We start from the raw sequence: 24723 nt of genomic DNA, 5'->3' as shown, positions 1-24723 counted from the left end.
ATGAACCTTAAAGGGAAGAAAATATTGGTCACAGGCTCTGACGGATTTATCGGGTCGCATTTAACAGAGCGGCTTGTTCAGGAAGGATACGATGTGAGGGCGTTCGTCAATTATAATTCTTTCAACTCCTGGGGATGGTTGGATCATTCTCCTCAGGAGATTGTATCCCAAGTAGAGATTTTCTCAGGGGATATTCGCGATCCTCACGGTGTTAAGAAAGCGATGGAGAATTGCGATGTCGTTATGCATTTGGCTGCCCTGATCGCTATACCATACTCCTACCATTCACCGGATACATATGTAGATACCAATATAAAAGGTACCTTAAACATCATGCAGGCTGCGAGAGAGTTGGAGGTTGAAAAAGTTATTCATACCTCTACCAGTGAAGTATACGGCACAGCAAAGTTCGTTCCCATAACGGAAGAGCATCCACTTCAAGGCCAATCACCTTATTCAGCCAGTAAAATAGGTGCCGATCAGATGGCTTTGTCGTTTTATAGTTCATTCGGTCTTCCTGTTTCTGTTATTCGCCCATTCAATACGTATGGTCCAAGACAATCTGCTCGTGCCGTGATTCCTACGATTATTACCCAAATCGCTGCCGGGCAAAAGACCATCAAACTGGGTTCCCTTCATCCAACACGAGACTTTAATTACGTAAAAGATACAGTCAGGGGCTTCATTTCGATGGCGCAATCGGATCGTTCTGTTGGTGAAGTGATCAATATAGGCAGCAATTATGAGGTATCGATTGGACAAACTGCTGAATTTATCGCTGAATTGATGGGACAAGACATTGAGATAGTGACGGAGGACAATCGCCTTCGTCCAGAAAAAAGTGAAGTAGAGCGTTTGTGGGCGGACAATTCGAAAGCAAAAGAATTACTTGGCTGGGAACCTGACTATAGTGGGACTGAGGGATTTAAAAGAGGCCTGGCTGAAACAATCGAATGGTTTTTAAATCCGTCTCATTTAAGCCAGTACAAAGCGGGGATATACAATCTATGAAGACGACAATCTCAGCTGAAAAGATCGTATCAATATTAAACGAAGTTATTTCTCCTGACAAAGATTTTATTGCCTTGCATGAGCCGAGTTTTCAAGGAAATGAATGGGTTTATGTAAAAGAATGTTTGGATACAGGATGGGTTTCGTCAGTTGGGAAATATGTGGACAAATTCGAGGAGATGCTTAAGGAGTTTACGGGTACAAAACGTGCCGTTGCTGTTGTTAACGGTACAGCCGCCCTGCATATATGTCTAAAACTCGTAGGCGTAGAGCGGGATGATGAGGTAATGATTCCCGCCTTGTCGTTTATTGCAACCGCCAATGCTGTTGCCTACTGTGGTGCCATTCCTCATTTTGTTGATAGCTCTGAAGAAACACTTGGTTTGGACCCAGTGAAGCTGGATGAGTACCTCCAGGAGATTGCAGTTCTTCGTAATCAAGCATGCTATAACAAGCAAACTGGCCGAAGAATAAAAGCAGTTGTACCTATGCATACATTTGGGCATCCAGTTGAATTGGATAAGCTGGTAGACGTCTGTGAGAGATATCATTTAGAACTCATTGAAGATGCAGCGGAATCATTAGGTTCGTATTATAAAGGACGCCATACCGGTAATTGGGGGCGAGTCTCTGCCCTAAGTTTTAATGGGAATAAAATCATGACAACGGGTGGCGGAGGAGCAATCATAACAAATGATGAGTCGTTGGGGCAATTGGCTAAGCATCTGACAACAACGGCGAAAAAGCCACATGCATGGGAGTTTGTTCATGATCAGGTTGGTTACAATTATCGGATGCCAAATATTAATGCTGCGCTGGGGTGTGCTCAACTTGAGCAACTACCTGCTTTTCTAGCTAAGAAAAGAGCTTTGGCACATGTCTATCAAGATAGGTTCTCGGATGTGGAAGGAGTTTCTTTTATAACCGAGCCTAACTTTTGTACCAGCAACTATTGGCTCAATGTGATCCGTTTAAAGCCGGAATGGAACCATCTGCGTGATGATATCTTGAGATTGACTAACGAGCATGGTTTGATGACGAGGCCAGTATGGCGTCTATTGAGCAGTCTTCCAATGTATGAGCAGGCACCTCGAATGGATCTGACTGTAGCTCTGAATTTAGAATCTAGTATCGTGAATATCCCAAGTAGCTCAAATTTGGGGGCACCGTATGTCGAATCGTAAAATATGTGTCGTTACTGGAACACGAGCGGAATACGGCCTTCTCTATTGGTTAATGCGTGAGATTCAGGATGACCCGGATCTACAACTTCAAATAGTTGCTACGGGGATGCATTTATCTCCTGAATTTGGACTTACGTATAAGGTAATTGAGCAAGATGGTTTTGTTATCGATGAAAAAGTAGAAATGCTTCTCTCAAGTGACACTTCTGTGGGGGTTGCAACCTCCGTTGGATTGGGAGTAATCGGTTTTGCAGGGGCTTTTGAGAGACTCAAGCCGGATATTGTTGTTGTTTTAGGAGATCGATTTGAAATTTTAGCTGCTGCTCAGGCAGCAATGGTAGCTCGTATTCCGCTTGCCCATTTACATGGTGGAGAGACCACAGAAGGTGTCATTGACGAAGCAATCAGGCATTCTGTGACCAAGATGTCTCATTTACACTTTGTTTCAACGGAAGTATATAGACAGCGAGTCATTCAAATGGGCGAGCAACCTGACCGCGTATATACCGTTGGTGCAATTGGTCTGGATAATATCAGAAAGATGAATTTAATGGATCGCAAATCATTCGAGGAATCGGTTCAGCTTCCATTAAGAGATCCAAGCTTTCTTTTGACCTATCATCCGGTAACGTTGAACCAAGGCCAATCCGAGAAAGCGATGAATGAATTGTTTCATGCGCTCGATGAGTATCCCAATGCGACGTGTATTTTTACAAAACCAAACGCAGACATGGAGGGGCGTCTTATTTCCAGAATGATCGATGAGTACGTTGAGAGACGTCCTTCCACATGCAAAGCCTTTGTGTCGCTTGGACAACTGCGGTATTTAAGTGCCATACAACATGTTGATGTAGTAATTGGAAATTCCTCTAGCGGGATACTTGAAGTTCCGTATTTTAAAAAACCAACCGTCAATATGGGAGATCGGCAAAAGGGAAGAATACAAGCTTCCACCGTTATTAATTGTTTGGAGACAAAAGAATCGATTTGCGATGCGATAAAACAGGCGCTTTCTCCAGAATTTAGAAGAGATATTGCATTTATGAACTCCCCCTATGGAGAAGGAGAAGTATCTGGCAAGATAAAGGGGCTTCTTAAAGAAGTGAATCTTTCATCATTACTAAATAAAGGATTCTATGACCTTTCTTTGGAGGTGTAGTCATGTTCAGAACATTTATCATCGCAGAAGCAGGAGTCAATCATAATGGGTCATTGGACATGGCGAAGGAATTAGTTTATCGGGCCGTAGAAGCAGGAGCCGATGCGGTGAAATTCCAGACATTTAAGGCTGAACATATTATTAGTAGGCATGCCCTGAAAGCTGAATATCAGAAGAAAAGAACAGATAATGAAGAGACTCAGCTCGAGATGGTTAAAAAGCTGGAATTGAGTCGAGAGATGCATGAAGAACTGGTCCGCTGCTGCCGAAACAATAATATTAAATTCCTGTCCACCCCATTTGATGTAGATAGTGTGGATCTACTTGCTCATGATATTCAGGTTGACCAGTTAAAAATTCCTTCAGGTGAAATTACTAACGCTCCCTTACTATTAAAGATCGCTCGGTCAAATCTCCCTGTATTCCTGTCGACAGGGATGTCAAACTTAAGCGAAGTTGAGCAAGCATTGGCTGTCCTTTCCTATGGTTATGTTGCGGATAATCAAGCACCTTCCCTTTCTAGGTTTATGGAGGTTTATTCAAGTGAGGAAGGACAACAAGTGTTGCGGGAAAAAGTTACGCTTCTTCATTGTACAACAGAGTACCCCGCGCCTTTTGAAGACGTAAATTTAAGAGCGATGGATACACTAGCAGCTGCATTTGGATTACGTGTAGGGTTTTCGGATCATACGCGTGGTATCTCTGTTCCCATTGCGGCTGTAGCTCGAGGAGCCAAGGTTATCGAAAAGCATTTTACACTTGATAGATCTTTACCTGGTCCCGATCACATGGCGTCCTTGGAGCCGGATGAGTTAAAGCAGATGATTGATTCTATTCGCCAAGTTGAAATGGCTTTAGGGAAGCCTATGAAGATTGCTACTCCAGTGGAACAAAAAAACAAATCGGTTGCACGAAAAAGCTTGGTCGCTGCAAAAACGATTAAGCAAGGTGAGGAGTTTACAATTGAAAATGTAACCTCCAAACGCCCAGGGACAGGAATTTCACCCATGTTGTACTGGGAGTGGATCGGGAAAGTGGCCGATCGGGATTACGAAGAAGATGACGTGATACAATCATGACGCCAATAATCGTATTGGGCGGCGGCGGTCATGCCAAGGTTGTCATAGAGATTTTACAATTACAGGGCGCGGAAGTGATAGGTTATACAGATCCTCAACCTAAGTCCATGATTTTTGGCATCCCTTGGATTGGGAACGACCAGATGGTAGAAAATTACTCTCCGGCGAATGTACTGTTGGTAAATGGATTAGGATCTGTTGGGGATAACACGCGAAAACGAGAGGCTTTTCTTTTCTGGAAAGAGAAAGGCTTTTCCTTTTCCAAGGTTATTCATCCATCCGCAATTGTCTCACCTCATGCAGTACTGGAAGAGGGAGTGCTGGTCATGGCCGGAGCAGTTATCCAGCCTGATACACATATTGACTGCAATTCAATTATCAATACGCGAGCTGTCATTGAACACGACACAAGGGTAGGTAAGCACGTACATATCGCTCCCGGAGTGGTATTATCAGGAAGTGTCACGGTGGAAGATGATGTACATATAGGCACGGGTGCTGCTGTTATTCAAGGAATGACGATTGGCAGAAACAGTTTGGTAGGAGCAGGTGCCGTCGTTGTAAAACATGTACAAGCTGATACAAAAGTCTCGGGAGTTCCCGCAAGAGAAATGTAGGCATAAGTTCCAAGAAAGGTGTGACGAATAATGGACTGGAGAGAGCTGCTAGTATCACCACAAACGCCTATTCTTCATACTTTAGAAATTATCGACAAAAGTGCTAGGCAGATTGCGTTGGTGGCAGATGAAAACGATAGGTTGCTAGGGACAGTAACTGATGGTGATATACGCAGGGGCTTGCTAAAAGGAAGAGCTCTGCAAGACCCGATATCTCTCATTATGAATTCATTTCCAACAGTGGCTTCTCCTTACGAAACACGTGAAAACATTTTGGCACTCATGAAGATCAAAAAGATTCATCAAATTCCCATTGTAGATGAGGATGGGAAAATTGTTCATGTAGAAGTTTTAAATGAATTATTGCGTCCAACAAAGAAAGATAACTGGGTAGTTTTGATGGCAGGAGGGTTAGGAACAAGGCTCCATCCGCTCACACATGACTGTCCGAAGCCATTGCTCCCAGTAGGGAATAAGCCATTGCTGGAAACCATTCTGCAAAGTTTTATCGATCAAGGTTTCCATCGCTTTTACATATCAGTGAAATATAAAGCAGAGATGATTCAAGAGCATTTTGGAGATGGTTCAAATTGGGGTATCTCTATCCAATATTTGCAGGAAAAAGAATCATTGGGTACAGCCGGGGCACTCAGCTTGTTACCGGAAAAACCAAGTGAACCGTTTTTTGTCATGAATGGGGATCTATTAACCAAGGTGAATTTTGAACAGCTGCTTGATTTTCATAAAACTTATCAAGCTCAAGCGACGATGTGTGTCAGGGAATATGATCATCAAATTCCTTATGGTGTAGTCAGGTTGGACCAATATCGGCTTACTTCTATTGAAGAAAAACCGACGCAGCGCTTCTTTGTCAACGCGGGTATTTACGTACTAAGCCCTAACGCAGTTGAGAATATACCTCATAACCAATACTTCGACATGCCGAGCTTGTTTGATCATCTAGTGAAGAATCAACAGCAAACGATTGCATTTCCAATCCGGGAGTATTGGCTTGATATTGGGAGAATGGCTGACTTTGAGAGAGCAAATATGGAGTTTGCGGAGGTCTTTGGATGATCAACGACAGCAAAGTGCTTGCTATTATACCTGCACGTGGTGGATCCAAAGGTGTTCCCAGGAAAAACATTCGAGAGTTATCGGGCAAACCGTTGATCGCTTGGACGATAGAAGAGGCGAAAAAATCATTATACATTGATCGAGTGATTGTTTCGACAGATGATGAAGAAATTGCAGAAGTTGCAAGGGAATGGGGATGCGAGGTTCCTTTCTTGAGACCATCGGAGTTCGCGCAAGACCATGCCCCAGGCATAGACCCCGTCCTCCATGCGATGGAAATGCTCCCCGGTTATGACTATGCGATGCTGCTTCAACCAACTTCACCACTGCGAATAGCAGAAGATATTGATGCGTGTCTTGAGCATTGTGTAAAACAAGGGGCAAACGCATGCGTATCTGTTTCCCTTACAGATAAATCCCCCTACTGGATGTACCATCTTTCAGAAACAAATGGACTCCTGCCCGTTCTTCATTCGGATCAGCCTGTATTAAGACGACAAGACGCACCTGATGTTTATGTACTTAACGGTGCTGTATATGTTGCGAGGTCAAACTGGTTACAGCAAACTCGTACATATTTACAAGCAGAGACGATAGGTTTTGTCATGCCAAAAGAACGTTCATTTGATATTGACACACAATTTGATTTTACTTTCGTTGAAACCGTAATGAACGAAAAAAAGACGCGATAAACTAAGTAAACTGTCCTAGGGTTTTTTCCGATACTTATGGTAAAGGGAACCATTAGGGGAGGTAAGGTTGTGAGTATCCAAGGGAGTAACATGGCTGGTAACGGAAAAATGCCATATGTAGAGAAGGTTGCAGGGGGAACTGGAAACCAACTTGGAGTGCAACAGAATGAAACAAAGACCCTTTCTGATACAGAGAAGCAGTTTTCTAAGGGTGATATGGAACGGCAAGTAGAGAGTTTGAACAAGTTTATGCAATCCAGCACAACTCATCTCAAATTCACATTACATGAGCAGTTAAATGAGTACTATGTTCAAGTTGTAAGTGACATCGATAATACAGTTGTGCGTGAAATTCCTTCAAAAAAAATGATGGATATGGTTGCGAAAATGCACGAAATGATCGGGTTACTCGTTGATGAGAAAAGATAGGAGGTAATTAGTTATGGGTATACGTATGACTGGAATGGCATCGGGTATGGACACGGAGAAAATGATTAAGGATTTAATGAAAGCACAGCGTGAGCCAGTTAATCGATTACAACGAAGTAAGTATTCTGTTGAGTGGAAACGGGATGCTTATCGTGATATGAATTCCCTTTTTGCTGATTTGCAAAATACAATGAAGAATCTCAGGATGTCAAGCACTTTCACCAAAAAAGCGGTTGCATCAGATAATGATAGTATTGCTTCGGCAAAGGTGGTTGGGACTCCTTCATTACCTTCTTATACGGTTGAAGTAGAATCATTGGCTAAAGCTAGTACACCAGCAAGAGCTGAGTTTTTGACAACCGTTACTGACCCTAAAGCAGCAGTTGGGGGCCCTGACTTTACATTAACAATCAAGAAAGATACAAATGGAGATGGCACAATGGAAGAGGTGCCTCTTACTTTTGCAGGTGGTACTGACTCTATTGAAAGTATTGTGAACAAAATAAATAGCTCAAAATCAGGAGTGAAAGCGAGTTTTTTCGATAAAAAGCTCGTTTTAACAGCTGAAGATGGGAAAGATTTTGATGTTGTCAGTACAAATAACAGCTTGAACTTAGATGCTAACAAAACCTATACATCAGGAACTGCAGGTGTCCCAGCAAAATTCAAGATTAATGGTGTGGAGTATACATCTGCAACTAACACATTTAAATATGACGGTATTGATTTTACACTAAAACAGACAAATGTGAATGCAGCTATTACGGTCAGTTCCAAAACAGACGAAGATTCAATATTTAACACAGTTAAAGATTTTGTAGACAAGTATAATGCCATTATTGAGACAATCAATAAGAAAATATCAGAGCCGAAATATAAGGGGTATCAACCGTTACTAGATGAGGAAAAGGATGCCTTACCAGAAAAAACGGCTGAAAAAATGGAAACAATGGCGCGCAGTGGAATTCTTTTGCGTGATCCAATTCTGTCAAGCGGTCTAAATGAACTTAGACGAGCTCTCAGTACACCTGTACAAGTAGCTGCGGACAAATCATTATCACTCTCTCAGATGGGAATTACGGGCCCACCAAGTGGGAAGAATGCTTATCAGGAAAATGGAAAACTGTATATTAATGAGACAAAACTGCGTGAATCAATCCGAAATAACGGTGAAGATGTCTTGAAACTGTTTACAAACTTTAGCAGTGCAGGTACCACTTCTGATAAATATAAAGAAAGTGGTGTAGCAGAGCGGCTATATAGTGAACTGAGTAAGGTGATGGACAAGGTAACCAAAGAGGCAGGATCCGTTAGTAGCGGTTATGATGACAGTAGCCTGGGTAAAAAACTTAAACAAACATCTGAAGAAATAGATCGCTGGGAAGATCGCCTAAAGCTAATCGAAGATCGCTACTGGAAGCAATTCTCTGCGATGGAAAAAGCAATGTCCAAAAGTCAGTCCCAAGGCTCTTGGTTCGCACAAATGTTAGGGCAACGATAATAGGGAGTGATGCAGATGTTGCAAAATGCTGCTCAGACATACCAATCTAATCAGGTAACGACCGCTACTCCTGCTGATTTGACATTGATGTTATACAATGGGGCACTTAAGTTTATTAAACAAGCCAAAGGCGCAATCGAGGAAAAGGATGTAGCAAAAGCACACGAAGCATCTCTTAAAGTGCAAAATATTTTATATGAGCTGATGTCTACTTTGAATAGTGATTATACGATCTCTAAAGACTTCATTAAGCTCTATGAATATATGCTCCACCGTACGATTGAAGCAAATATGCGTAAAGATATAGAGATTCTGAGTGAAGTGGAAAGCTTATTCCTCCAGTTCCGCGACACATGGAAAGAGGCCATGCAGCTCGCGAAATCACAAGGGTAAGGAGCAAATGATGGAAAAGACAATTGAGGAACTCTTGGAACGTTTGCTAAGAGAGACCCTTCGTTTAGAAGAGATCGTGATGCAAGATGGCTCGGAGCCCGAAGAGTGGTTGGCTATTTTGGATGAGAGGGAAAAGCTCATTGAGTTGCTGCAAGAAAAAGGGCTGGAGGATATGCTAACAGATTCCAATCGTCAACTACTCTCGCAAGTGCTTGCCATCAATCAAAGAGTGTTTCCACTGATAGAAGGACACAAGCAAGAGATCCAAAAAAAATTGAACAATGTTCAACGTAGCAGGATGGCTACAAATTCTTATCAGGATGCAGGACCAAATGGTTACGGAGCGTTTTTTGACCGAAAAAAATAGGAACAAGTTCGAATTGGTTAAAGGTGATGTTACTCAACCTTTAATGAAGTAACTAGAGTAATAAAGCATCGTAATACAAAAACAAACGTGTATTGAGGGCGACAGGTATTACCTTTATACACGTTTGTTTTATAAAAGCGGTTCTCTCCACCAACGAGTCAAGGGCTTGCTTCGCCTTAAGCCCTTGACTCTGTTGTCTTCGTAAAAGATTATTGAGTTATTTGTATAGTAAGGGAATACCGGAACTGTAATCGAAATGATAGTTACGAGTTTTTGTTTGAAAATGAATAGGATTTAACTGTAACTCATCAGATTTTTCAAAGGACTTATTTTTCATCACATAATCAAATAGAGCTAGAAAATCTGCGTCCAAGCCATGATTTGTTGATTGAAAGGTGATCCCGTCAAGCTTTTCTTCAGAAATTTCATGGTATGTACAATTCTTCAGTGATTTGCAAAACTGCTGTTTATTAATATGACTAATTAAATTGTCAGTAGTACCATGGAAAGATTGTATCTCACAGAAATTATTAAACTTCTTATAAAGAGTAGGTAAGTGAAGGATTTCTGGATCGTAATCAATTGTAGAAGCTGTGTATTTGAAAGCAATGTCTAATAGCATGTTACCTATTTTATGGCGTAAACGGCGCTCCTTATTCAAGTAAGCGGGGAGTAGCCATGATGAATTATCGATTAATAGATGAAAAAGATTAGGCGCAAATGCATTACATAAATAGCCTAGATAGGCTCCATGAGAGTGGCCATAAATAATCGTTTTTTTAGGGTTAAACTTCAAGTTATTATCTTTAAGAATTTGGATGACGTAGCAAATGGCGGTGATGTTATCCATGGCTTGCATTATTCCCATATCATTAAAATTTTCCTTACTTTCGTTTAGCTTTTCATATGCAGCCACTCCGATATGATATTTGCTTGCTATGTCTAAGAATAGCGATGGATTAAAACCTTCCTTATAGATCATTTTAATTTCATCTGGAGTAAAAACCGGTTCCATATCTTGCGGAGTAAGGTTAAATTGTGGTGATTGATCGCTTTGCATGAACTCTTGACCAAAATAATCACATTGTACTGTAACAAGGTTATATTGATCTGCAAACACTCTCCGCATTTTCTTATAGACATTCGATTTAGCATTGCCGCCAAATCCGGCTATTAGTAGCAATAGACCAGTTTCTGTATTTACTCCAGACTCTGGTTCGGAAAAGTAAAAATTAAACGTTCTTTCACTATAATTGTTGTAGATGTTAGGGTGTGCAGACCAATTCACCTGGTAATCCTTTGCCAAAATGAACACTCCTATTTATGAAAATAAAGAAAGACCGGAGTAACCCGGTCTACAGACTTAAGCTTTAATATCCAATACCTTCCCTAACGATGGATGACTTGCCTGAGCCGCTTGAATATTTTGTTGCGTCTTAGCAAAATCCTCCAACATGATGGAAGCTTGCGCTTGCGAAGTCTCCTGTACTTGCTTCGTCAAACTAATAGCAACAGCTTGCTTTAATTGTACGGCATTCACAGATGATCACCTCTTTTGTTAGAATTACTTTCTTTATCATTATCGACATTTTTTATACCAAGCTTCACTATAACCATGACTCTATTCTCTCATCTTTTTGCCACCATCTGCTATACTTTAAGAACAACTTGTTGAAAAACTAGGAAGGTGAATCACTTGTGTCCACAAAACGCCGCTCACTCGTCTTAATCGGAGCCGTCCTCCTCATCTTCATACACGCGGTCTACCTAAACGGAACCTTATCGGACCTCCTCAACGTAACCGCCGTCGAGCTAGTCGCGCTCTCCGTAGTCATGTCCTACGCAGTCAAACGCAAGCACCTCGACTTGAAAAAAATCTGGCGCCTGCTCATCCATGGCCGACAAAGCAACGTCGAAGAAACGATCAAGCGCTTCTACTACTACGCGCTCGTCCAGAAGGAACAGGGCTATATCGCGCTCGAAAAGGAGCTGCAACAAGAACCTGATTCGTTTATCCAGAGAGGATGCTTATTGGCGGTCGAGGGTGTTCCCGAAGAAGAGCTTCGCCTGATCCTGGAGAACGAGCTCAAGGGCGAGCAGTATCGCTACCAACAGTCGGCAGGGTTCTTCCGTCTGATCAGCTTGCTGGCACCGGGGATGGGGCTGGTCGGTACGCTCTTGGGGATGACGGGTGTACTGAAGTCGCTCGAAGACATGGCCTTGACCGGACACAGTCTGAGCGCAGCGGTCGTGGCGACATTGTATGGCGCGCTCTTGGCAAACTTGTTCGCGTTGCCATGCTACTACCGCCTGATGGATCTGTACGACCGGGAAATGTTTGAGAAACGTCTTTTCATCGAAGGCTGTGTCGGTCTCCAGCGCATGGAGACACCACGCTTGTTGTTTGAAAAGCTGAACTCCTTCTTGCCAGGTGACCAAAAGCTGGTGCTGATTAAAGAAGCAGGCAGCATGAAGGGCACGATTGAAAGGCAGGACCGCTATGCATGACGAACGGTTGTACGACGAAAAAGAGCTAGAAAAAAGCTGGCTGCTTAGCTACAGTGACCTGATTACACTGTTGTTCGTGATCGTGATTATAATTGCGGCGACACAGACGAAGAGCATTCAGTCACAAAAGGAAGATGTCCAAAAGGAAAAAGCGAGCTTGGAGAAGGTGCATGAGAGCCTCGACCTGCTCAACCTGCAAAAGCTGGAGCTGCAGCGCGAGGTCTACCAATTGGAGGCTCGCCAGAAGGAGCTCAAGGGCGAAAAAGGAAAAGAAGGCTCCGAAGACACCGTAAACGTGCCGAAGCGGCCAATGGGCCTGTCTGACTCAAGTGAGCGCGATATGGAGACGGTACGCAACCAGCTATCCTCCGCTTTGGCCGAGCTGAATCTCGACTACGAGGAGACCGAAGAAGGCCTGCGTATCCGTTTGCCGGAAACGATTTTGTTTACGAGTGGTTCGGCAGACTTACAGGCCCAAGGGAAGCAAGTCGTCGGGACGGTAGCAGGGGTTTTGAAGCGTTTTGAGCACAAGGTGCGAATCGAGGGCTATACAGATGATGTGCCGATATCTCGCAGTTCCTTCCAATCCAACTGGGAGCTATCTTCGGCGCGCGCGATCTCTGTCATGCGTGAAATGGTGGATGCTAACTCCTTACCAGCGTCGCGCTTTACAGTGGCTGGCTTGGGCGAGTACAAACCGCTTGTGGATAACTCCAACGCGGAGAACCGTGCGAAGAATCGCCGGGTAGAGATCGTGATTTTGGGGGAAAAATAATAATTCATTATTTTCAGATAAAAGCAGGATTTTTATATGCAGGATAGAACTATATCCCGTATATATGAATCCTGTTTTTTTGCTGCTAGATATACTTATTTTCCCATTTAATTCCCCTTACTTTCGTACTAAAGTGGCAGAATATACAGGAAAATAGTTATGCCCAGCTTGTGCACAATGGTATGTGGATAATGTGGATAACTCTGTGGAGAACGCAAAAAATCCGTAATTTCCATGTGGACATTGCTGGGGACAAAATGGGCAGATAGAGAGACACAAGGGGGATTTCGAGATGCGTATCGGGACAAATTGGTTCAAATCGCTCGCATTGGTCGTCGGTGTGGGGGTTCTCCTCGCAGGCTGTGGATCAGGTGGTCAGCAAACGTCTGGTAGTGGCGGAGCGAGTGGTGGTTCGGCTGACAAGGTTTACGTAGTGGGTACAGATGCGGCATATCCACCGTTCCAAATGCTTGAGGCTGACAAGATTAGTGGCCATGACATCGATGTGATGAACGCGATCGCGGAAGCTGGCGGATTCAAGATCGAATGGAAAAACACCGGGTGGGACCCGCTTTTTGATGGACTGGATAAAGGGACGGTTGATATTGGAATCTCGTCTATCACGATCACGGAGAAGCGCAAGGAGAAATACGATTTTTCGGACTCATACTTTGAAGCGAATCAACTCATTCTGGTAGCGGAAGATTCTCCAGTGACGAAGCTGGCAGATTTGAAGGGCAAGAAGATTGGGGTTCAAGCTGCGACCACGGGTGAAGAAGTGGTCAAGAAAGCGTTTGGAGATACGTATGAAGGCTTGAAGGGCTATGATGATATGCCATCTTCCGTCGATGACTTCTTTAATGGTCGAGTCGATGCAGTGATTGGCGACAATGGCGTTTTGTCATACTACGTTAATAAAGTAAAAGATAAGAAGTTTAAGCAGATAAAAGATGATTCCTTTGAAAAGGAGTTTTATGGAATTATCGTGAAAAAGGGCAATGCCGATGCGATTAACAAAATTAACGACGGATTGAAAAAGATAAAAGAAAATGGAAAGCTGCAGGAAATTTACACCCAGTACTTTGGCAATAAGTAGGCAGCAAAATGGCCGGGTGCGTCTTTCGACGTAGCCGGCGTTTGTTCGCAGCTTGGCTTGCTGACAGGAAGAAGGGAGGATGAGCCATTGGACTGGAGTGTCATCTACGACTACCGTGAACTGTTTATCCGAGGCATTATGAATACGATTTTACTAACGGCAGTGGCTACGGTTTGCGGAACATTTTTGGGGTTATTCATCAGCTTGGGCAAAATGTCCTCCAAGCGAATCTTACGTTGGACTTGTTCGATTTACGTAGAGCTGTTTCGGGGAACTCCGATGCTGGTCCAAATTTTGCTGATTCATTTTGCAGTGATTCCGTCGATTTGGGGTATTCTGTATCCGGGAGTGAGCAGCCCGGAAGCGATTTATTCAGGCTTCGTTGCGCTTTCACTCAATGCGGCTGCCTATATGGCGGAAATCTTTCGGGCAGGCATCCAATCCATTGATCCGGGACAAATGGAAGCGGCACGATCACTTGGCATGAACAAGGGCCTTGCGATGCGCCAAATTATACTTCCACAAGCGTTTACACGAATGCTGCCTGCGATCGGAAATGAGTTTATTGCTCTTTTGAAAGATTCATCTCTTCTGGCAGTAATCGCGACACCGGAATTAAACTACGCAGCCATGAACGTGGCGAAAAGTACATTTGAGCGCTACCCCCCGTATCTAACAGAGGCGGCGGTTTATCTGGTGCTTACGTTGTTCTTGTCCCGTGTAGTCGTAAGAGGACTCGAGAAAAAATATTCCACGCGGTAGTGAGTGAGATAGTGATGACGAAACAATAGCAAAATCCCCCTGATTCCTTAATCGGACAGGGGGATTTGTTTTTTTCACGTGTTTAACTGATCATTCTTTGAATGCGTAGCGAACGCTGGAGTCTCAGGTCTATAAATTCATCCCCTCTACGAACGAGAGGGCGCATAGGCTCATCAGTATGAATCATAATGATTTCGACGTGGTCGCCATTGTTCAAAAGCGCATGGGAGCCGACGTAAAGTAAGATAATGTAGTGGATAAAACGAGATACAATCATCGGATTTAATTGGCCTGTACAAGCTGACTCCCACAGAACATTCGCGGCTTCAAAGGGAGAGGTTCCCTTTCGATACACGCGATCTGTGCATATCGCATCAAATGTGTCTGCGACACTGATGATTTGGCATTCAAAAGGGATGCCATCTTTTTTTTGTCCGAGAGGATATCCACTTCCATCCCAACGTTCGTGGTGCATCAGGGCGCACTGTGCCAGCAAGTTGTCGGCATCGTCCATGGTGCGCAGAAGCTCGTAGCCGTATACGGTATGCTTTTTCATTATCGTATACTCTTCGTCTGTCAAACGCTCTGGCTTGGACAGCAGCTCATCGGGAATTTTCATCTTGCCGATGTCATGGAGAAGACCTGCAAGGCCCAAAAAATGAACATCACGTTGCGGCAATCCTATTATTTTTCCGATTAAAGCTGCCACGATACCTACATGCAGGGAATGGCGATACGTATAGCTTTCTGTTCCTTCATTCAAATAAATGAAGCGCAGAAATCTCATGTGATGAAGAACTTGATCGAGCATAGGGTGAACAGCGTCGCTAAATTGTTGCAGTTTGGGAGTATCCCCATTTGCGAGCTGGTTAAATAAATACTCGGTTTTTTGTACGGCCACCATATAGGCCTTTGCAGCCTCCGACTCACTCCAATGAAGGAGAGGAAAGGGCATTTCGGGTGCTTCCGAGTCTGTAGTAACGTGTACGGCTTCTACCTGGTGGGCCTCTAGTAGTCGTATATCACTAAGATGAAGGATTGCACCAGCGGGTAGTAAAAGCAGTCCGTATTCATTGTAGACGTCTTGAGCGAGCGTAGTTCCGATAAGTGAATGGGAAGGTTTTACCTCGGCCATGAGGACTCCTCCAGTGCGATGTACGACCGCGATATAGGTTGGGATGATTACGTGTCTTATTATAGCATAGGGAATCTAGTAAGTATTGGTAAAATAATGTCGGATATTGATGGTTTGTAAAAGATTTGCAAAGATTTTTTTAAGCTGAGTGGAAGGATTATTTACAGAGGTGGCGAATACGTATGTATAGACGGAAGGAGGTTGGAACCATGAAATTTAACATTCGTGGAGAAAACATTCAAGTCACCGCTGCACTTAGAGAATATGTCGAAAAGAAAGTCGGCCGTCTGGAAAAATATTTTGAAACTCCACAGCCTACAGAAGTACAAGTCACCATGCATGTACACCGAGGAGAAGGCACGATCGAGGTAACAATCCCGTTGAGTGGGGTGATTATCCGAGCGGAGGAAACGCACGAAGATATGTATGCTGCTATCGATCTGGTAGTAGAAAAGCTGGAACGTCAGATTCGCAAACACAAAACGAAGCTGATGAGGAAACTTCGAGTGGATTCGACTGGAAGAATCGCACAGCGTGAGAGTCAGCCAGTTGCAGTCATGATCCCGGATGTGGATGAGGAGGATATCGACATCGATATCGTTCGAACCAAACGCTTCGATCTGAAGCCGATGGATGCACAGGAAGCGGTCATGCAGATGGATATGCTGGGACACAGCTTCTTCGTTTTCCAAAACAGTGACACCAATGACGTCAGTGTGGTGTATCGCCGCAATGATGGGCGTTATGGATTGATTGAACCAAAATAACGAAACTTTACACATTCTCATTCGTATAAGACTAGGGAGTTGCTATTGGCAACTCCCTTTACTTGTGTAGAGGATGCTCTATTTGATAAAATATCTTTTTAGAAAGTATTATTTTCGTAGAATCGGTATCCTTTTTTATTATTGGACTCATGCCGGCTTGTGCATTTTCGTTTGGCAGTATATGGAAGGGGTGTCCTCATGCTAGGACTCGTTAAAAAGATATTCGGCGATAGCAATGAACGCGAAGTAAAGAAAATGTTTAAGCGTGTAGAAAGTATCAACGCGCTGGAACCAACGATTAAGGCACTCTCGGATGACCAATTGCGGGAGAAGACAGCTGAGTTTAAGGCTCGCTTGGCAAATGGAGAAGAGCTGGACAAAATTTTGAATGAAGCGTTTGCCGTTGTACGTGAAGCGTCGATCCGTGTACTGGGCATGCGTCACTTCGACGTCCAGATGATTGGTGGTATGGTGCTTCAGGAAGGCCGTATCTCCGAGATGAAGACGGGGGAAGGTAAAACGCTGGTTGCGACACTGGCGACATACCTGAATGCCCTGATGGGAAAAGGCGTCCACGTCGTTACCGTAAACGAATACTTGGCTGAGCGTGACTCGAACATCATGGGTAAACTGTATAACTTCCTCGGGCTGACAGTCGGTTTGAACAAGAATGGACTGAACCCAGAAGAAAAGCGGGAAGCATACGCATGTGATATTACGTATGGTACGAACAATGAGTTTGGCTTCGATTACTTGCGTGACAATATGGTTCTGTACAAGGAACAAATGGTGCAACGCCCACTCTTCTTCGCTATCATCGACGAGGTGGACAGCATTTTGATTGACGAAGCACGTACGCCGTTGATCATCTCCGGTTCTGCTAACAAATCGACAGAGCTGTACTACATCTGCTCGCATTTTGTGAAGCGCTTGGAAGAAGAAAAAGATTTCACAATCGATGAGAAGCTGAAAATCGTCAACCTCACAGATGAAGGTGTAAGCAAAGTCGAGCAGGCATTCAACATCGACAACCTGTACGATACGGCACATATCACGTTGAACCACCACATTACGGCGGCGTTGAAAGCACAAGTGCTGTTCAAGCGTGATGTCGATTATGTGGTGCAGGAAGGCGAAGTTGTGATCGTCGATGAGTTCACCGGCCGTCTGATGGTTGGACGTCGCTACAGCGATGGCTTGCATCAAGCGATTGAAGCAAAAGAAGGTCTGCGTGTTCAGAGCGAGAGCATGACACTGGCGACCATTACCTTGCAAAACTACTTCCGTATGTATGAGAAGCTGGCGGGCATGACAGGTACAGCGAAGACGGAAGAAGAAGAGTTCAAAAAGATTTACGGTCTCGATGTTGTGGTTATTCCAACGAATAAGCCAGTACAGCGTGTCGATTCACCTGACCTTGTTTTCAAAACAGAGGCAGCCAAATATCGTGCGGTTGTAAACGACATTGTTGAGCGTCACAAAAAGGGCCAACCGATCCTGGTAGGTACCATTTCCATCGAAAACTCGGAGCGCTTGTCCCAAATGCTGAAGCAAAAAGGCGTACCGCATAACGTATTGAACGCGAAGCAGCATGAGCGCGAGGCAGAAATTGTTGCACGTGCAGGTGTGTACGGAGCGGTTACCATTGCCACAAACATGGCGGGTCGTGGTACGGACATTCAGCTTGGCGAAGGTGTTGCGGAGCTGGGCGGTCTTCATATTATCGGTACAGAACGCCACGAGAGCCGTCGGATTGACAATCAGCTGCGCGGTCGTGCCGGTCGCCAGGGGGACCCGGGTTCATCCCAGTTCTTCCTCTCGATGCAAGATGAGCTCATGCGTCGTTTCGGTGCGGACAACATCATGAATATGATGGATCGTTTGGGTATGGAAGAGGATATGCCGATCGAGAGCCGCCTGGTTACTCGTGCGGTAGAATCCGCGCAGAAGCGTGTAGAGGGATCGAACTTCGATGCACGTAAAGGCGTTCTCCAGTACGACGACGTGATGAATCAGCAGCGTCTGGTTGTCTACAAACAGCGTAAAGACATCCTGGAACACGAAAACCTCAGCGATATTGCTTTGAATATGATCTACGCAGTGATGGAGCGTGCAGTGTCTCTGCATTGCCCAAAAGAAGAGGTACCAGAGGATTGGGATCTGCAAGCATTGGCCGATGCTGCCAACAATGGATTCCTCTATGAAGAAACGATTACGGCTAAAATGCTGAAAGGCATGGAAGCAGAGGAAATTCTCGAGCTGTTGAAAGCAGAAGTCGATAAGCAGTACAAACAGCGTGAAGAAGAAATCGGCGAATCGATTCGCGAGTTTGAAAAAGTCGTTATTCTGCGTGCTGTCGACAGCAAGTGGATGGATCACATCGATGCAATGGATCAGTTGCGTCAAGGGATTCACCTGCGCGCCTACGCACAAAACGATCCGCTTCGTGAGTACCAGTTCGAAGGATACGAAATGTATCAAGGAATGCTGGCTGCTGTTCAGGAAGAAGTCGCTATGTATATCATGAAGGCCGAAGTCAGCCAAAACCTGGAGCGTCAAGATGTCATTCGCGGTCAAGGAATCGATATGGACAACTTGCAAACCTCCGGACCATCCGATCGTCCAGATCCGGAGACCTCCGGTGATGCTGATCCGAAAAACCGTGCACAGCGTCGCGCTCAGGAGCAGGAACGCAAACGCCAAAATAAGAAACAATAAGCAATAACAGAACATTCTTCTCGTATCGGCAAAATCGGTACGAGGGGAATGTTTTTTTCTTGCCCATTCCTAATGCCTTGACAGTATTCGTCCTCATCTATTCTTCCTCGTCTGATATTAACGATCTATTTGTCTAACACTGGTAAATGTGATCGAACGATTCAGGTGGTAATTATCTGAAAAATAAATAGAATCGTAAGTACAACACTTTTACCAAAATTTCACGAAGACGGGGGAATGAACAAATGAGAACGTCAGTGAACGTGATGGGGATACAAACGAAGAATACGATGGAGCGCATTTCCGTTACTTTAAAAGCAGTCCTAAAGACAGGAAAAGAAAATAAAAAAGTACAGCTCATTGAAAAGGAGGAGGGAATTGAATTACCGAGAGTCATCTCAGCGCAAGATCCGGTCTTTGAGGACAAGCGACTGATGGAGGAAATTCCGGAGCCGAATTGGAATGAGGCCTTGATCGCACCGCCGAGTGGAATGGTGGATCGAACGCGTGAAAGTCCGCTAGCCAAAACCTATCGAAAAACACACAACTGGAAGCGGCAAGCTATCATCAAGCAAGCATACCAGCAAAAAGCAAGTGAAGCTCGCCGTACCCATCTCAATATGGTTGCTGCACCACAGGCGGAAAATAAACAACGACATGAAATTCGAGACCTGAGATCCTCGCCATCACCACCTGTGGTAACGTAAAAAAAGGTAGCGGCGAAGTCCCTTTTCTAAACGTGACAAGCTGCCGTATTTGCGCATCCGGCAAATTACGTTACAATAAAACATAGCTTACGTAAAGAGAAGGTGATTCGCAACATGGCATTAATCGATATTGCGGACATCAAACAAGAGATGTCTAGCATGGCTAAGCGTTTAGCGGATATCAGGGGGTCTCTTTGACCTCCCAGTAAAACAGGAACGAATCGGTGAACTGGAAGAGCGCATGCTGGCACCCGATTTTTGGGATGACAACGATGCAGCGCAGAAGACAATCAGTGAACTGAATGCAATCAAAAGCCTCGTGGAGACGATGGCCAAGCTGGATTCCCAATACGAGGATCTACAGGTAATGTTGGAACTCGTCATCGAAGAAGGGGATTCCTCCCTCATTCCAGATCTGTATGACAGTACGCAGGAGCTACGCAAGTCATTTGAGAGCTTTGAGCTGGAATTGCTTTTGAGTGATGAATACGACAAAAACAACGCCATTCTGGAGCTGCATCCGGGAGCGGGTGGTACGGAGTCCCAGGATTGGGCGTCCATGCTTCTGCGTATGTATACACGTTGGGGGGATGCGAAGGGCTTCAAGGTCGAAACATTGGACTATTTGCCTGGCGATGAAGCCGGTGTAAAAAGTGTCACTCTCCTCATTAAGGGCTACAATGCGTATGGCTACCTCAAATCAGAAAAAGGGGTTCATCGTCTTGTGCGGATATCTCCGTTTGATGCCTCTGGACGTCGTCACACATCGTTTGTGTCTTGCAACGTCCTGCCGGAGATCGAAGACGATAACGTGGTAGACATACGTACTGAAGACCTGAAAGTCGATACGTATCGTTCCAGTGGGGCGGGCGGCCAGCATATCAACACGACTGACTCCGCGGTAAGGATTACTCACTTGCCTTCTGGAATTGTGGTGACGTGTCAAACAGAACGCTCCCAGATTAAAAACCGAGAGCGTGCGATGAAGATGCTGACGGCACGACTGTTTGAGAAGAAACGGGAAGAACAAGAGAAAACGTTGGCCGCGATTCAAGGTGAACAAAAAGATATTGCATGGGGCAGCCAAATTCGTTCCTATGTCTTCCACCCATACAGTCTGGTAAAAGATCACCGGACGAATATGGAGGTAGGGAACGTTCAAGCAGTCATGGATGGTGAAATTGATTCGTTTATCGATGCCTATCTGCGCGCGCAGATTAATCGTTAAACGAAACAGTTGGCTTCAAGGCTTTTGGTATGGAGATCGACACGGTGGTTCCTTTGCCGACATCGCTGGCGATGTTGATGGTACCGCCGTGATCGCGAATAATTTTTGTGCTTACCATTAGCCCCAGGCCAGTTCCTGTTTCTTTTGTACTATAAAAAAGCTCTCCTAATCGGGGAAGTAGCTCGGCAGGGATGCCCTGTCCTTGATCGCTGATTCGGATGATCACATCAGAAGGGCGCTCTACAACCTTGATTGTGAGATTTCCACCTAACGGCATGGCTTCCATGCCGTTTTTTATGATGTTTATGAAGACTTGCTTGATTTGATATTCATCACACAATATGAGAGACGTGACCTGCGGAAAATCAGTAAGAATGGATACATTTTTAAGAAGTGCCTGCGGTTCCAAAAGCTTAATGACAGACGAAAGCAATGGCAAAAGGCCGTTGGGAGCAAATCGCAACGTTTGCGGCTTCGCCATTATCAAAAGCTCACTGGTAATCGAGGTGATCCGGTCAATTTCGGATCGCATAATTTGCAGGTATTGCTGATTGGCGAACTCGTCCCCCTCCATGAGTTGAATAAACCCTTTCAAGGCCGTAAGCGGATTGCGAATTTCATGGGCGATACCCGCGGCAAGCTCTCCTAGAACCGACAGCTTGTCAGAGTAACGAAGCAATTCCTCTGATTGCCGACGTTCTGTAATATCACGTGCCACAAAAACCGTGCTGAGAATATGACCGTTTGAACAAATGTCAGGAGTTCCCTTCACATCGAACAGCAACATTCTCCCGTCTGGATGCAGGTAATGGTACTCGGCGTCGAGTGTGATCTTCTGCTTCAACATTTGGGCAAAATCGCTCTTGGCGTTGGTTACTTGCTCAGGATGAATCAAGATCGAAAAATGCTGGTTGATCACTTGATCAATCGTGAGACCAGTTACCGCCTGAACAGAAGGGGATGCGTAGGTAATCATTCCCTCCACATTTACAATAAAGATCAAATCCATAATGTTTTCGGATATTAACCGAAAGTTCTCTTGCATCTGGTGAAGAGCCTCTTCCATCTTCTTTTGCTGCGTGATGTCTCTGGCAATGGAATAACGGCTGATGATTTCGCCGTTTTGAAAAATGGGAAAGCTGGAAGCGATAATATCCACAACCTGCCCGTTTTTATGGAGCAACTGATAATGCTTATTTTTTCTGATTCCAGTGGAGAGGATTTGTTGTTGGTTCTTACTATCGAGCCCCTCAGTAGAAGCGAGAATTTCCCAAATTTGCATACGCAGCAATTCTTGAGAGGTGAATCCTACCAATGCTTCACCTGCAGCATTTACGCCTGTGAATCTGCCCTCCATGTCGAACATGAAAACAGCGTCAGGATTGTTGTGGAAGAGAGATGTATATAACTGTATCTGCGTGTCCATACCTATCCGCCTCTCTGTTGCTACTTGCTACCCTTGAATCGTTCGCTGTAGAAAGGAAAAATCCTACTAGACCAAAGTCCGTATTCATAATTATGTTATACTTCTGAAAAGAGCAAGGTCATGAAAAAGGAGAGAAACCGTCATGTTGTATGTCGCATTTTTGCCAATCGTGAATCAAGAGTTGAATGCTCAAGTAAGACCTGCGCATCTTTCGTATATCAATGATTTGTACAAGCAGGGAAAAGTGGTCATGGCAGGACCCTTTACAGATAAGCTTGGCGGATTGGTCATTTACAAAGCGGATTCTCTGGAAGAAGCCCGCAAATTAGCTGAGGCTGATCCAGTTGTCGTGGAAGGCGCGCGGACGTTGGAGTTACGTGAATGGAGTCCATTGGAATTTCCTTTGTCCTAAATGACTGTAGTAAGAATGAGAAGTGGTAGTTGGAGGCATACTTAGCGAAGAAATCCGAATAAAGGAGGGAACAGCCTTGAAACGTATTCCACTCGTTTTGACAGCGGCTGTACTCGCATTCTCGCTAAGTGCCTGTGGTACCAGCAAGCAAACACAGCCGCCAGCACAACAACCAGCACAACAACCTGCGACTGAAACGCCGGCAGGTGAAAAACCAGCGACAGAAACACCAGCAACAGAAACACCTTCGACGACTCCATCCGGCAGCTATGATGCAGCAACTGCAGAATCCACGTTCAAAAATACTTGTTCAGGCTGCCACGGACAGACGTTGGAAGGGGCAGTTGGACCGAACTTGCAAAAGATCGGTAGCGAGTTGAACAAGGAACAGATCCTGTCCATTTTGGAAAAAGGAAAAGGAGCAATGCCTCCGGGTCTCGTCAAAGGAAAAGATGCAGAAAACATCGCTGCATGGTTAGCGGACAAAAAGTAAACAGGGCAACAAACCAGCGCTCGAGCAATCGGGCGCTTTTTTCTTGGACATAATAAAGTTTTTTCTGTTGTATTCTATATGGATTTTTATTATTATTCTTGTATAAAAATACAGATGGGAATAAAGGGGAGAGAGCATGGTTCGGGTCGGGATTGTTGGAGCAACGGGGTATGGTGGCGCGGAGTTGATCCGCCTTTTGGCTGGGCATTCGCATGTTGAGATTGCCAATTTATATTCAAGTTCATCTGAAGGAGATGGCTTGGAAAAATCGTTTCCACATGCAACTGGGCTCGGGTTGCCCACATTGTCACCAATTGATGCAGACAGCATGAGCGGTGTGAACGATTTGATCTTCCTTGCTACACCTGCGGGGGTTAGTAGCACGTTGTCCCCTAAGGTGGTCGAAAAAGGCGTGAAGGTTATTGATTTATCCGGGGATTTTCGTCTGGTAAACGGTGCGGTCTACAAAACCTGGTACAAACATGAGCCAGCCCCGTCCCAATGGATAGAAAAAGCGGTTTACGGTTTAACCGAGTGGAATCAAGAGCAAGTGGCGGGTGCCAGTCTCATCGCGAATCCTGGCTGCTATCCCACTGCTACGCTCCTCGCCTTGCTTCCGCTGATGAAGACAGGCTGGGTACAGTCGAACAGTTGGATCGTCGATGCCAAATCAGGTGTGTCCGGTGCTGGACGTGGAGTATCGCTAGGTGTTCATTACAGCGAAATTAACGAAAGTATTCATGCTTATAAAGTTGCAAGTCATCAGCATACACCAGAGATTGAACAGGAGCTGCAAAAACAGAGCGGGGAAGAGACGCTTGTTCAATTTACGCCGCATCTGGTGCCGATGACCCGCGGGATTTTAGTCACGGCTTACGGACAGCTAACGGCTGATGTCACTCAAGCGCAAATCCAGGAGCTATATGAAGCTACTTATGCGGATAAGCCTTTTGTGCGTGTACGTCCCGCAGGCAGTCACCCACATACGAAAGAAGTTTATGGCTCCAATTACTGCGATATCGCCATCCATGTTGATCAGCGCACGAAGCGTGTTATCTTGCTGTCGGTAATCGATAACATGATGAAGGGCGCAGCCGGTCAAGCTGTACAAAACATGAATGTCATGTTTGATTTGCCTGAGAAAACGGGCTTGCCGCTCGTACCTGTGTACCCGTAGAGGAGGAGAG

General features: G+C 44.8%; 26 protein-coding genes. 22 read left to right on the top strand and 4 right to left on the bottom strand.

The features are described 5' to 3' along the window. From HPY31_RS05010 to HPY31_RS04960, 11 genes are all read left to right on the top strand, one after another. Window positions 1-1011, top strand: a complete 1011-nt coding sequence (locus HPY31_RS05010) for an NAD-dependent 4,6-dehydratase LegB (RefSeq protein WP_172139071.1) — start codon at window positions 1-3, stop codon at window positions 1009-1011. Then, on the top strand, window positions 1008-2195 hold the full coding sequence (locus HPY31_RS05005; protein WP_172139069.1) for a LegC family aminotransferase: 1188 nt from the start codon (window positions 1008-1010) through the stop codon (window positions 2193-2195). The genes HPY31_RS05010 and HPY31_RS05005 overlap by 4 nt, the downstream gene beginning before the upstream one ends. After that, a complete protein-coding gene (neuC, locus tag HPY31_RS05000) occupies window positions 2182-3354 on the top strand; it encodes a UDP-N-acetylglucosamine 2-epimerase (RefSeq protein ID WP_172139067.1) in 1173 nt (390 codons plus the stop codon). The genes HPY31_RS05005 and neuC overlap by 14 nt, the downstream gene beginning before the upstream one ends. A 2-nt stretch (window positions 3355-3356) precedes the next feature. Then, window positions 3357-4433: an N-acetylneuraminate synthase gene (gene neuB / locus HPY31_RS04995; protein WP_172139065.1), complete on the top strand. Its 1077-nt coding sequence runs from the start codon at window positions 3357-3359 to the stop codon at window positions 4431-4433. Next, entirely contained in the window at window positions 4430-5050 is a 621-nt protein-coding gene (locus HPY31_RS04990; protein WP_172139063.1) for an acetyltransferase, read from the top strand. Before neuB ends, HPY31_RS04990 begins: the two co-directional genes overlap by 4 nt. A gap of 30 nt (window positions 5051-5080) precedes the next feature. Beyond that, window positions 5081-6127: a nucleotidyltransferase family protein gene (locus HPY31_RS04985; protein WP_172139061.1), complete on the top strand. Its 1047-nt coding sequence runs from the start codon at window positions 5081-5083 to the stop codon at window positions 6125-6127. Then, complete coding sequence (locus tag HPY31_RS04980; RefSeq protein WP_172139051.1) at window positions 6124-6819, top strand: acylneuraminate cytidylyltransferase family protein; 696 nt, start codon at window positions 6124-6126, stop codon at window positions 6817-6819. Before HPY31_RS04985 ends, HPY31_RS04980 begins: the two co-directional genes overlap by 4 nt. A 69-nt stretch (window positions 6820-6888) precedes the next feature. After that, window positions 6889-7248 carry a flagellar protein FlaG gene (gene flaG, locus HPY31_RS04975; RefSeq protein ID WP_016742353.1) on the top strand — a complete coding sequence of 120 codons (360 nt, stop codon included), beginning with the start codon at window positions 6889-6891 and terminating at the stop codon, window positions 7246-7248. A 13-nt stretch (window positions 7249-7261) separates the two neighbouring features. Then, on the top strand, window positions 7262-8749 hold the full coding sequence (fliD, locus tag HPY31_RS04970) for a flagellar filament capping protein FliD (protein ID WP_172139049.1): 1488 nt from the start codon (window positions 7262-7264) through the stop codon (window positions 8747-8749). Window positions 8750-8764: 15 nt separating this feature from the next. Continuing rightward, window positions 8765-9142 carry a flagellar export chaperone FliS gene (gene fliS, locus HPY31_RS04965; RefSeq protein WP_172139856.1) on the top strand — a complete coding sequence of 126 codons (378 nt, stop codon included), beginning with the start codon at window positions 8765-8767 and terminating at the stop codon, window positions 9140-9142. Between the two features lie 7 nt (window positions 9143-9149). Next, complete coding sequence (locus HPY31_RS04960) at window positions 9150-9509, top strand: flagellar protein FliT (protein ID WP_253901695.1); 360 nt, start codon at window positions 9150-9152, stop codon at window positions 9507-9509. 217 nt (window positions 9510-9726) lie between these two features. Here the strand turns inward: HPY31_RS04960 and HPY31_RS04955 are convergent, their stop codons facing one another. Together HPY31_RS04955 and HPY31_RS04950 are read right to left on the bottom strand one after the other, a co-directional pair. After that, on the bottom strand, window positions 9727-10824 hold the full coding sequence (locus tag HPY31_RS04955) for a DUF2920 family protein (RefSeq protein WP_371811674.1): 1098 nt from the start codon (window positions 10822-10824) through the stop codon (window positions 9727-9729). Between the two features lie 48 nt (window positions 10825-10872). After that, window positions 10873-11049 carry a putative motility protein gene (locus tag HPY31_RS04950; RefSeq protein WP_172139045.1) on the bottom strand — a complete coding sequence of 59 codons (177 nt, stop codon included), beginning with the start codon at window positions 11047-11049 and terminating at the stop codon, window positions 10873-10875. A 158-nt stretch (window positions 11050-11207) separates the two neighbouring features. Here HPY31_RS04950 and HPY31_RS04945 point away from each other — a divergent pair, with 158 nt between their 5' ends. The 4 genes from HPY31_RS04945 (at window position 11208) to HPY31_RS04930 (ending at window position 14650) form a co-directional block, all read left to right on the top strand. Further along, complete coding sequence (locus HPY31_RS04945; protein WP_015893541.1) at window positions 11208-12017, top strand: motility protein A; 810 nt, start codon at window positions 11208-11210, stop codon at window positions 12015-12017. Then, window positions 12010-12792 (top strand): OmpA/MotB family protein, encoded by a 783-nt coding sequence (locus HPY31_RS04940; protein WP_172139043.1) that lies wholly within the window; start codon window positions 12010-12012, stop codon window positions 12790-12792. Before HPY31_RS04945 ends, HPY31_RS04940 begins: the two co-directional genes overlap by 8 nt. A 292-nt stretch (window positions 12793-13084) precedes the next feature. Continuing rightward, window positions 13085-13888 (top strand): basic amino acid ABC transporter substrate-binding protein, encoded by an 804-nt coding sequence (locus tag HPY31_RS04935; protein ID WP_172139041.1) that lies wholly within the window; start codon window positions 13085-13087, stop codon window positions 13886-13888. A gap of 87 nt (window positions 13889-13975) precedes the next feature. After that, on the top strand, window positions 13976-14650 hold the full coding sequence (locus HPY31_RS04930) for an amino acid ABC transporter permease (protein ID WP_172139039.1): 675 nt from the start codon (window positions 13976-13978) through the stop codon (window positions 14648-14650). Window positions 14651-14732: 82 nt separating this feature from the next. Here the strand turns inward: HPY31_RS04930 and HPY31_RS04925 are convergent, their stop codons facing one another. Beyond that, the gene (locus HPY31_RS04925) at window positions 14733-15785 is read right to left on the bottom strand and encodes an HD-GYP domain-containing protein (RefSeq protein ID WP_172139037.1); all 1053 of its coding nucleotides are present in this window, start codon (window positions 15783-15785) and stop codon (window positions 14733-14735) included. A gap of 209 nt (window positions 15786-15994) precedes the next feature. Between HPY31_RS04925 and hpf the strand changes: the two genes are divergently transcribed. From hpf to prfB, 4 genes are all read left to right on the top strand, one after another. Continuing rightward, window positions 15995-16552 carry a ribosome hibernation-promoting factor, HPF/YfiA family gene (gene hpf, locus HPY31_RS04920; protein ID WP_015893536.1) on the top strand — a complete coding sequence of 186 codons (558 nt, stop codon included), beginning with the start codon at window positions 15995-15997 and terminating at the stop codon, window positions 16550-16552. Between the two features lie 198 nt (window positions 16553-16750). Further along, window positions 16751-19270 carry a preprotein translocase subunit SecA gene (gene secA, locus HPY31_RS04915; protein WP_172139035.1) on the top strand — a complete coding sequence of 840 codons (2520 nt, stop codon included), beginning with the start codon at window positions 16751-16753 and terminating at the stop codon, window positions 19268-19270. 245 nt (window positions 19271-19515) lie between these two features. After that, the gene (locus tag HPY31_RS04910) at window positions 19516-19977 is read left to right on the top strand and encodes a hypothetical protein (RefSeq protein WP_172139033.1); all 462 of its coding nucleotides are present in this window, start codon (window positions 19516-19518) and stop codon (window positions 19975-19977) included. Between the two features lie 114 nt (window positions 19978-20091). Beyond that, a protein-coding gene (prfB, locus tag HPY31_RS04905) for a peptide chain release factor 2 (protein WP_015893533.1) occupies window positions 20092-21205 on the top strand; the annotation gives its coding sequence in 2 pieces (ribosomal slippage) (window positions 20092-20172 and window positions 20174-21205; 1113 coding nt in all). On the opposite strand, the gene HPY31_RS04900 is transcribed toward prfB, so the two are convergent. After that, complete coding sequence (locus tag HPY31_RS04900; protein ID WP_172139031.1) at window positions 21195-22631, bottom strand: PAS domain-containing sensor histidine kinase; 1437 nt, start codon at window positions 22629-22631, stop codon at window positions 21195-21197. The genes prfB and HPY31_RS04900 overlap by 11 nt on opposite strands. 142 nt (window positions 22632-22773) lie before the next feature. On the opposite strand from HPY31_RS04900, the gene HPY31_RS04895 reads away from it, so the two are divergent. The 3 genes from HPY31_RS04895 to argC all read left to right on the top strand — a co-directional run bounded on the left by HPY31_RS04895 (window position 22774) and on the right by argC (window position 24713). Then, complete coding sequence (locus HPY31_RS04895) at window positions 22774-23043, top strand: YciI family protein (protein ID WP_015893531.1); 270 nt, start codon at window positions 22774-22776, stop codon at window positions 23041-23043. Window positions 23044-23119: 76 nt separating this feature from the next. Beyond that, window positions 23120-23536, top strand: a complete 417-nt coding sequence (locus HPY31_RS04890; RefSeq protein ID WP_172139029.1) for a c-type cytochrome — start codon at window positions 23120-23122, stop codon at window positions 23534-23536. Between the two features lie 136 nt (window positions 23537-23672). After that, a complete protein-coding gene (argC, locus tag HPY31_RS04885) occupies window positions 23673-24713 on the top strand; it encodes an N-acetyl-gamma-glutamyl-phosphate reductase (protein ID WP_172139027.1) in 1041 nt (346 codons plus the stop codon). Window positions 24714-24723 lie beyond the last annotated feature (10 nt).

It is taken from the genome of Brevibacillus sp. HB1.3, from assembly GCF_013186635.1.
Classification (GTDB): Bacteria; Bacillota; Bacilli; order Brevibacillales; family Brevibacillaceae; genus Brevibacillus; species Brevibacillus brevis_D.
The sequence above is the reverse complement of the archived record's forward strand: the minus strand, read 5'-3'. Positions and strand labels throughout refer to the sequence as shown.